Source organism: Magnetospirillum sp. LM-5 (assembly GCF_902729445.1).
Lineage (GTDB): Bacteria > Pseudomonadota > Alphaproteobacteria > Rhodospirillales > Magnetospirillaceae > Magnetospirillum.
Window position 1 is genome coordinate 43,315 of record NZ_CACVCE010000014.1, and the last position, 8,699, is coordinate 52,013.

8 protein-coding genes and 1 tRNA gene are annotated in these 8,699 nt (G+C 65.1%); 3 read left to right on the forward strand and 6 right to left on the reverse strand.

Annotated elements, in window-relative coordinates:
* The first annotated feature begins 191 nt into the window (after positions 1-191).
* The gene (locus MTBLM5_RS07815; protein WP_173975351.1) at positions 192-2,951 is read left to right on the forward strand and encodes a [protein-PII] uridylyltransferase; all 2,760 of its coding nucleotides are present in this window, start codon (positions 192-194) and stop codon (positions 2,949-2,951) included.
* 265 nt (positions 2,952-3,216) lie between these two features.
* Here MTBLM5_RS07815 and MTBLM5_RS07820 read toward each other — a convergent pair whose 3' ends face one another.
* Both MTBLM5_RS07820 and MTBLM5_RS07825 read right to left on the reverse strand, forming a co-directional pair.
* On the reverse strand, positions 3,217-4,395 hold the full coding sequence (locus MTBLM5_RS07820) for a murein transglycosylase A (protein ID WP_254430955.1): 1,179 nt from the start codon (positions 4,393-4,395) through the stop codon (positions 3,217-3,219).
* The gene (locus MTBLM5_RS07825; RefSeq protein ID WP_173975355.1) at positions 4,392-5,066 is read right to left on the reverse strand and encodes a Tim44/TimA family putative adaptor protein; all 675 of its coding nucleotides are present in this window, start codon (positions 5,064-5,066) and stop codon (positions 4,392-4,394) included. Before MTBLM5_RS07825 ends, MTBLM5_RS07820 begins: the two co-directional genes overlap by 4 nt.
* Before the next feature lie 60 nt (positions 5,067-5,126).
* Between MTBLM5_RS07825 and MTBLM5_RS07830 the strand changes: the two genes are divergently transcribed.
* Positions 5,127-5,570: an FxsA family protein gene (locus tag MTBLM5_RS07830; RefSeq protein ID WP_173975356.1), complete on the forward strand. Its 444-nt coding sequence runs from the start codon at positions 5,127-5,129 to the stop codon at positions 5,568-5,570.
* Here the strand turns inward: MTBLM5_RS07830 and MTBLM5_RS07835 are convergent.
* Positions 5,567-5,767 carry a hypothetical protein gene (locus MTBLM5_RS07835; protein ID WP_173975269.1) on the reverse strand — a complete coding sequence of 67 codons (201 nt, stop codon included), beginning with the start codon at positions 5,765-5,767 and terminating at the stop codon, positions 5,567-5,569. The two genes, MTBLM5_RS07830 and MTBLM5_RS07835, sit on opposite strands and share 4 nt — an antisense overlap.
* 142 nt (positions 5,768-5,909) lie before the next feature.
* Here MTBLM5_RS07835 and MTBLM5_RS07840 point away from each other — a divergent pair.
* Positions 5,910-5,986 (forward strand) — tRNA-Arg (locus MTBLM5_RS07840).
* Here the strand turns inward: MTBLM5_RS07840 and MTBLM5_RS07845 are convergent.
* The 3 genes from MTBLM5_RS07845 to MTBLM5_RS07855 form a co-directional block, all read right to left on the reverse strand.
* Positions 5,957-7,570, reverse strand: coding sequence for a recombinase family protein (locus MTBLM5_RS07845; protein WP_173975358.1), 1,614 nt, complete (start codon positions 7,568-7,570; stop codon positions 5,957-5,959). The two genes, MTBLM5_RS07840 and MTBLM5_RS07845, sit on opposite strands and share 30 nt — an antisense overlap.
* Positions 7,567-7,782 (reverse strand): hypothetical protein, encoded by a 216-nt coding sequence (locus MTBLM5_RS07850; protein WP_068495484.1) that lies wholly within the window; start codon positions 7,780-7,782, stop codon positions 7,567-7,569. The genes MTBLM5_RS07845 and MTBLM5_RS07850 overlap by 4 nt, the downstream gene beginning before the upstream one ends.
* A 283-nt stretch (positions 7,783-8,065) precedes the next feature.
* Positions 8,066-8,699 (reverse strand): site-specific integrase (locus tag MTBLM5_RS07855; RefSeq protein WP_217424994.1); only part of this gene is annotated, 634 nt, incomplete at its 5' end.

Here is an 8,699-nt window from a genome sequence, read left to right on the forward strand (position 1 = left end):
CAATATCGGCCTGCTGGCCATCGAAATCGGCCTGCCGCTGGCCCTGGTGTGGTGGCTGGTGCGCCGGCTGGGAAAGCTCAGCGAATAGGCAGCGCTGCCCAAGCTTCAAGCAATTCCAAAACGAGTGGAAAGCCAGGGAAATCAAGGCCTATAATCCGCCTTCCCGTCGCCCAAGTCCGGTACCCCTTTCCATGAGCAAGATCGTCCGCCAACGCGCCATCGTCGACCGCCGCGCCCTGATCGGTCGCCTGAACGAATTGGCGGCATCCGACCTGTCCAAGGTCAAGCGGCGTTCCAAGGTGCTGGAAATCTTCAAGGAAGTGCTGAATGCCGGCCGGGCCGAGGTGCGGACCCGCTTCGACACGCATGGCGACGGCACCCAGACGGTGCGCGAGAATTGCTTCCTGATCGACCAACTGATCCGGGTCATCCACGATTTCGCCGCCGCCCACGAATTTCCCCATTCGATCCGCACCACCGGCGAAGCGATGAGCCTGGTGGCCGTCGGCGGCTATGGCCGGGGCGAGCTGTCGCCGCAATCCGACATCGACCTGCTGTTCCTGACCCCCTACAAGCGCACCCCCTGGCACGAACAGATCGTCGAATACATCCTGTACATGCTGTGGGACATGGGCCTGAAGGTCGGGCAAAGCACCCGCTCGGCCGATGAATGCGTGCGGCTGGCCAAGGGCGACCTGACCATCCGCACCGCCTTGCTGGAAATGCGCTGGATCTGGGGTGATCAGCCGCTTTTCAAGGAATTGAAGGCTCGTTACGCGGCCGATGTCATTTCCGGCAGCGGCGAGGAATTCGTCGAAAGCAAGCTGGCCGAGCGTGACAGCCGCCACGAGCAGATGGGCGACACCCGTTATGTGCTGGAACCCAACGTCAAGGAAGGCAAGGGGGGGCTGCGCGATCTCCACACCCTTTACTGGCTGGCCAAGTATCTCTATCGCGTCGGCGACGTCGCCGAACTGGCCGAGACCGGGGTGATCTCGAAGGATGCCTGGCGCCGCTTCGCCAAGGCCCAGGGCTTCCTGTGGACGGTGCGCTGCCACCTGCATTACCTGACCGGCCGGGCCGAGGATCGCCTGACCTTCGACGTCCAGCCGGAAATCGCCCAGCGCATGAATTACGCCGACCGCGCGGGCAGCCGCGGCGTCGAGCGCTTCATGAAGCACTTCTTCCTGGTCGCCAAGGATGTCGGCGACCTGACCCGGCTGTTCTGCGCCCTGGCCGAGGAACAGCAAAAAAGAAAGCCGAAGATCCGTCTGGGCCAATTGCTGTTCCTGAAGCGGGCCAACATTGCCGGCTTCAAGCTGGACGGCGACCGGCTGACGGTGGTGGCCGACGATCAGTTCGCCACCGAACCGGTGGCGATGATCCGCCTGTTCCACACCGCGCTGGAGCATGGAGTCGACATCCATCCCAAGGCGCTGGATCTGGTCCATCGCAATTTGAAGCGCATCGATGCCGGATTGCGGGCCGACCCGGAAGCCAACCGCCTGTTCATGTCGATCCTGACCAGCCGCAAGAACCCCGAGGTGGCGCTGCGGCTGATGAACGAATCCGGCGTTCTGGGCAAGTTCATCCCCGATTTCGGCCGGGTGGTCGCCCAGATGCAGTACGACATGTACCATGTCTACACCGTCGACGAGCACACGGTGCAGGCCATCGGCATCCTGCACGCCATCGAACGCGGCGAGCTGGTCGAGGAGGTGCCGGCCTCGTCCGAGGTGATCCACAAGATCGCCTCACGCGATGCGCTGTATCTGTCGGTGCTGCTGCACGACATCGCCAAGGGCCGAAACGGCGACCATTCGGTGCTGGGCGCCGACGTGGCCTTGAAGCTGGGGCCGCGCTTCGGACTGTCGGACGAGGAAACCGAGACGGTGGCCTGGCTGGTGCGCGAGCACCTGACCATGAGCCGCATCGCCTTCAAGCGCGACATCGACGACCCCAAGACCATCGCCGACTTCGTCGCCAAGGTGCAAAGCCCGGAACGGCTGCGCCTGCTGCTATGCCTGACCGTGGCCGACATCCGCGCCGTCGGTCCGACGGTGTGGAACGGCTGGAAGGGCGGCTTGCTGCGCGAGCTGTTCCACCGCGCCCAGGACATGATGCTGGGCGGTCTGGCCGAGGCCCGCGAGTACCGGGTTCAGGCGGCCCACCGGACGGTGACCGCCGAATTGACCAAGCAGGGCTGGACCCCGCCCGACATCGAGGCCCATCTGGCGCGCGGCTATCCCACCTATTGGACCAGCTTCGACACCGCCACCCATCTTCGCCATGCCCGCCTGGTGCGCGAGGCCGAAGCCACCAAGGCGCCGCTGACCGTCGATTCCCGGGTCGATGCATTCCGTTCCGTGACCGAAATTACCGTCTATACCAGCGACCATCCCGGTCTGTTCTCGCAGATTGCCGGCGCCATGGCGGTGTCGGGGGCCAATATCGTCGATGCCAAGATCGTGACCATGGCCAACGGCATGGCGCTGGACACCTTCTGGATTCAGGATTCCGAAGGCGGGCCGTTCAACAATCCGGCCAAGCTGGCCAAATTGTCGGCGGCGGTCGAGCAGGTGTTGTCGGGCCGCATGCGGCTTGACCGCGAACTGGCCGCCCGCAAGGGCAAGCTGCCGACCCGGACGGCGGTGTTCAAGGTGCCGCCGCGGGTGATGACCGACAATTCGGCCTCGTCCAATTTCACCCTGATCGAGGTCAATGGCCGCGACCGCCCCGGCCTGTTGTACGATTTGACGGCGGCGATGACCCAACTGGGCCTGCAGATCGCCTCGGCCCACATCTCGACCTATGGCGAGCGGGTGGTCGACGTGTTCTACGTCAAGGACGTGTTCGGCCTGAAGGTCGAGCATGGCCGCAAGCTGGACCAGATGCGCGACACCTTGCTGAAGGCATTGGAAGACCCGGCCAGCCGCGAGGCGGCGCAATAGAAGGCGGGGGAAAGTCCCTCGGCTTCGCCTCGGTGTACTTTTCCCCGGTGATTTATAAGGAGAAAAATAGGCTTGGGGCGGCCCTGCGCCTATTTTACACGTCTTGCCGCCACTTGGTCGCGAGCCTTTGCTCGCCACCAAGTGGGAACCAACTGAAACCCGCGCGGAAAGCTTGCTTGAGCACGGGTTTGCCACGCCCGAATCGGGGAAAAGTACACCGAGCGAAGCGAGGGACTTTCCCCCGCCTAAAGGGACTTTTCCCCGCCTAATCCATCATGGCGATGCGCGGGCTGCGGCTGCGCGGCAGGATCACCCAATAGCGCCCGGCGCTTTTCATGCGGCCGGCCTTTTCAAAGGCGCCCTCGCCGGGTCCCCAGAAGAAATCGCCGCGAATCGGCCCCTTGATGGCGCCGCCGGTGTCTTGCGCCATCACCAGCCGGCGCAACGCCCGTCCCGACGGCTCGACGGTGTCGAGGAAGATCGGCACGCCCAGCGGGATGAAACGCGGATCGACCGCCAGCGAGCGTTCCGGCGTCAGCGCCACCCCTTCCGAGCCGACCGGCCCATCACCGTCCTGCAGGCGATAGAACACATAACGCGGATTTTCCGCCATCAACGCCTTGGCCTTGCTCGGATTGGCCTTCAGCCAGGCGCGGATCGACGGCATCGACACGTCGTCCAGCAGGCCGCGGTCGCGCATCAGGCGGCCGATGCCGACGAATTTGTGGCCATTGGTCCCCGCCACCCCCAGGCGCAGGACCGTGCCGTCCTCCAGCCGCAAGCGTCCCGATCCCTGGATATGCAGGATGTGGGCATCGACGGCATCGTCCAGCCAGGCGATCACCGGGGCCAGGTTGCCCAAGGCGCCGGCCTCGATCTCGGCCCGGGTCGGATAGGGCACCAGCTGGCCGCCGACCACCCGCCCGATCTGATCGCCCTTGACCACCAGATCCTTGGGCTTGCCGTAGAGCGGTACGCTGAAGCGGGCCGAGCGGGTGCGCGACGCAGGCAGCTCCGGCTCGAAATAGCCGGTGAACAGGCCCTCGGCCGAGCCGTTGTTGGTGACCAGATAGGGGGCGAACCAGCCCTCGAAGAAGGTGCGCGCCGTCTCGTGATCGTGGGCCGGCAGCCGGCGGGCGGCGGCACAAGGGCCGTGCCAGTCGGCGGCGGTGCCGCCCATGCCGTCGGCGCCGATGGACTTTTCCGGCGGCTGGCGCATCAGGCGGTCACACGTACGGGTCAGCGCCGGCAGCGCCTGGGCCAGCGCATCCTCGCGCCAGCCGGGCAGTTCGTCGAAGCGGGCGGGGATCAGCCCCAGCCGGTCGGGGCCGGGAGCCGGACCGGGGGCCGGCGGCAAAGGCGGCGGGGTGCGGACCGGTTGCGGGGCGCAGCCCGCCAGGGCCAGCGCCACAACCGCCCAGGCCAGGCCCCGGCGCAGGCTCACCGCGCCTCGTCCTCGGGCGAACGGGTCGCTGCCAGCTGCCAATTGGGGTCCTTCGACCGGGTGTCGCGGCGGAAGGTCCATTCGTCGGTGACGTCGGTCATCCGCTGCGGATCACCATCGATCACCTTGCCGGCGCCATCCTTCAGCACGTTGATCTGCTCGGACACGAAACGCACGGTCACCGCCGCGACCGAACCGTCCAGCCGAACCTCGACCGGTTCGACCTTGCGGATGCCCATCAATTCGGTGGTCAGGGTCTGGCCGGCGCGGTCGCGCTCGTCGATGGCGGCGGCGAAGGACTGGAAAACGGCGTCGGCCAGCAACGGCCGCAAACCCTGCTTGTCGCCGGCGGCAAAGGCCTCGACGATCATTTCGAATGCGGCACGGGCCCCCAGCAGGAAAGTGTCCAGCGAAAAGGACGGATCGACGCCGCGGATGGCGGCGATTCCGGGCGCCAGCGGGCCTTCCGGCAGCGGCTCGGTGGCGGGCTTGCGGGCCCGGGCCAGGTCGATCACGTTGTCGGGTGCGGTCTCGACCGGGGCCTGCCAGTCACGCGGCGGCTCGCGCTCGGTGCCGGTGCGCCGGCCCAGCACGCTGCGCAGGCGCAACACCAGGAATACCGCCACGACGGCGAAAAAGATGATATCAATCGCTTGAAAGCCGTCAGTCATGGGATCCGCGTCTCGTCAATGCTGGACCCTAGATAAGCCGGGGAAGGGCAAAGAGCAAGCATGGCTTGGCTGTTGATTTTGGCCGTGATCGCCGTTCCGGTGATCGAGATCACCTTGTTCGTCCAGGCGGTCGACCTGATCGGCGGCGTTGCGACCATTCTGCTGGCGCTGGGCGCAGGCATCGCCGGCCTGGCGTTGGTGCGGGCGCAAGGCCTGATCACCCTGAGCCGGGTGCACGATCAGCTGGGGCAGGGCCAGATGCCGGTGGCGGAATTGTTCGACGGCCTGTGCCTGTCGCTGGCCGGCGGCTTGCTGGTGCTGCCGGGCTTCTTAAGCGACATGCTGGCCATCTTGCTGATCTTGGCGCCGGTGCGCGCCCTGATCCGGCTGTGGCTGGCCAAGCGGCTGGTGATGGCCCATCCTGGCCCGCCTCCGGGGCCGGCGGTCATCGACGGCGAATATACGGTGGTCGATGCGCCCGAGGCCAAGCGGCTGGATTCCTAGCCGCGGGCTCCCTTCAGTTCGGCTTCCAGGTCGGCGATGCGCTTGGCCAGCGATGATTTGACGGTGTCGGCGACCCACGGCTTCATCGCCGCCTGCTGTTCCTTCAGCTGCACCAACAGGCGCTTCTTCTCGTCCAGCGACCGCTTGATCGGCATGCGGTCGGAATGCTGGCCGGCGTGGCTGCGAAAGCCGCTCATGGTGCTGCTCCTTTCGGCGGGTGTGAAACAGGGGCGCGGACCATGCCCCAAGCGCCGTCGCCAGGCAAGAGCCAAAGTTTCAATGTTTGTCCGCCACCGGCAGCGGTGTTATAAGCCCCGCATCCGCCCGCGTGACGGCCGCGTCCCGGTAGCTCAGCAGGATAGAGCAACGGTTTCCTAAACCGTAGGTCAGGGGTTCGAATCCCTTCCGGGACGCCATTTCCGAGCAAAAGTAATAACCTCGGACGCAGAAGCAGACACGCCCTGCGCCGCGAGGCGCTCCAATACGGCGTTGGAGCCGCTGAGGCAGATTTCCTCAGCCCCCACCACCACCGAGTTCAGCAGCAACCGCATATAGGCTTGGCGCAGTTCCGGCGGCCCGGTGCGCAGGCGCTCACGCATCTGGGCGGCCAGCAGACGGATTTTCTCGGGGGTGATGGTGGGGACACCGGACAGCAGGTCATCCTGGAGCGCGGCAATCTGGGAGTCCAGATCAGCGGCCTGAAGCTTCATCTGGTCCAGACGCTCCTTCAGCATGGGGTCGTGGGCCTCGACAGCCCCGGTCTCCACCATGCCAAACAACCTCGCCCGGGCCGCGTCCACATCACCCCGGCGAGCTCGCATCTGACGCAGTTGTTCACGGCGGATGGCGGTGCCGGTCTCGTGGGCGTCCATATAGCTCTTCAGCGCCTGTTCCAGGCGGTCGGGGTCGAACACCTTGCTGCCCAGATACTCCATCACCATGTCGTCGAGGCGATCCATACGGATACGCTGGCCCTTGCAGACGGTCTTGCCTTTCTTGGCGTGGGAGGAGCAGGCGTAATAGCGGTGACCCTTCCCTGTGTTCAGGATCATGGCCGCCCCGCAATGGGCACAGCGGGCAACGCTGGCCAGCATGGTGGGGCCGTTGACCACCCTGGGCGGAGTCTTGCGCGGCGAGCGGTCATGAAGGGCCGCCCGGACCTGGAGGTACACCTCCTCCGAGATGATGGCCGGGACCGCCATCTCGACACATTCCGCATCGGGACGCTGCCGTCCGGTGCGGCTTTCGGTGCGATTGAACAGATGCCTGCCGCAATAGGTGGACGAGGTCATCAAATCCTGAAGACTGCCGATGCCCCAGGCATGACCCCGCCGGGTGATCCCGCGCCAGTTAAGGTGGGTGCAGATCGCCTTGAGCCCCAGGGGTTTGCCGTGGCGGCCCAGGTAAAGGTCGAAGATCAGCCTGACGGTCTGCGCCTCGTCCTCGTTGATCACCAGCACCTTCTTGTCCTTGGTGCCGCGCCGTTCCTTGACGGCGAGGGCATAACCGAAGGGCGGGCGCGAGCCGTTCCAGAAGCCCTGGCGGGCGTTCTCCATCATGGCCCGGTGGGTGTGTTTGGCGTTCTCGCGGCTGCTGTGCTCGTCGAAGGCGTTGAGAATCGTGCGAATCAGCTTCCCGTTGGCGTCATCGCCGACTTCCTGGGTGATGGAGACCAGCGAGACGCCGGCCTTTTCGAGCTTGCGGCCATAGAGGGCGGAATCGAGGACATCGCGGCTGAACCTGCTGAGCGAATGAACCACCACATGGTCGTAGGGATGGGCGACGCTTGTCGCCGCCGCGATCATGTCCTGGAACACCGGGCGGTCGTCGTCGAGGGCCGAAGCGCCCGGCTCGATATAGGTCTCAGCCACCTGCCAGCCTTTGCGCTCGCAATAGGCCGTCAACTGCTTCACCTGATCGGGGATGGAGAGGTCGGCCTCGGCCTGCCGGGTGGTCGAGACCCGGACGTAGAGGGCGGCGCGAATGGGCTGGGTGGTCATGCGTCCCCCTTCAGAGCTGCCGAGATCAGATCGCCGAAGTAGATGCGCATGAGATCAAGCTCCCCCGGCAGGATGGGGAGCGAATCTGCCCAGGTGACCGTGTTGGACGAAGTGCAATTGATTGCACCAGGATGATCGACGGCACCATCGACGGCGACCGCCGCGCATTCGCGGCATTCTTGGGTCGTGGTCGTGATCGCGCTGGTATCCATAGACCAGTTTGATGCACCAACCCGACGACAAAGCCGAGAGACATGGCCCTAGCTGGATCAACCGTTGTACCACGCCGAAAGCGAGACCAAGAAAACAGCCATTTTCGGGGGCAGAGCGGCCAGTGCAATTGCTCATGCAATTGAAAGTCTGGGATAGCCGGAGCATGAGAGACCTCGTTGCCAATGGTGCCGGTCGGCACCGCCAGGACGAGGTTCCAGCCCTCCTTGGCCACGGAACCTACACGTCAGACAGTTTGTGGCCGTCCTTGGCCGGAATCAATGTCTACTCTTCGTCTTCCTCTTCGTTGCAGGTGCCGCGCAGCCCAAGCACGACCCGCTGAAAGCGGCGTCCGGCTTCCAGCATGTGGGCCAGGATGTAGTGCTCCTCCGTGGTGGCGAAGGTCGTGTGGCCAAGCAGTCCGGCGGCGAGACGAACATTTTCCGGGTCTTCCACCGCCATGGAGGTGGCGGCGGAATCTCGAAACAAATGGGGCCACACCGCCTTGCCGAAAGCGTCCTTGGTGCGCTTCTTGATCTGGTCGCGGATGGCGTGCTGGATCATGGCCGTCCCCCAGCGCGATACCCACAGTGCCATGGTCACGGGCGTACCCGCCTTCCGGCGACCCAGCAACACCGGGCGATGCTTGGTCAGGTAGGTCTTGAGATAGGGAATCAGGGCGTGGGGCAGCGGCACGTCGATCTCGATGCCGGTCTTCGTCTCATCGGGCGGAAAGCGCAGCCAGTACCCGGCTTCATCGCGCACGAGCTGACGCCCCAGCTCGATGTTGGAGATATTGCGCATCCGCACGGGGCGGGTGATCAGAAGGGCGATCAACAAGCCGTCGCGGTACTGGGTGGCGGCGAAATAGGGGTCGGGATCACCGTCCTCGGCGGTGTCCATCAAGTGGAGACCGAGA

Coding starts and splice junctions, on each gene's coding strand:
- MTBLM5_RS07815 (WP_173975351.1), top strand. CDS start 192: ATGAGCAAGATCGTCCGCCAACGCGCCATCGTCGACCGCCGCGCCCTG.
- MTBLM5_RS07835 (WP_173975269.1), bottom strand. CDS start 5,767: ATGAGCGGCTTTCGCAGCCACGCCGGCCAGCATTCCGACCGCATGCCG.
- MTBLM5_RS07845 (WP_173975358.1), bottom strand. CDS start 7,570: ATGACCACCCAGCCCATTCGCGCCGCCCTCTACGTCCGGGTCTCGACC.
- MTBLM5_RS07825 (WP_173975355.1), bottom strand. CDS start 5,066: ATGACTGACGGCTTTCAAGCGATTGATATCATCTTTTTCGCCGTCGTG.
- MTBLM5_RS07830 (WP_173975356.1), top strand. CDS start 5,127: ATGGCTTGGCTGTTGATTTTGGCCGTGATCGCCGTTCCGGTGATCGAG.
- MTBLM5_RS07850 (WP_068495484.1), bottom strand. CDS start 7,782: ATGGATACCAGCGCGATCACGACCACGACCCAAGAATGCCGCGAATGC.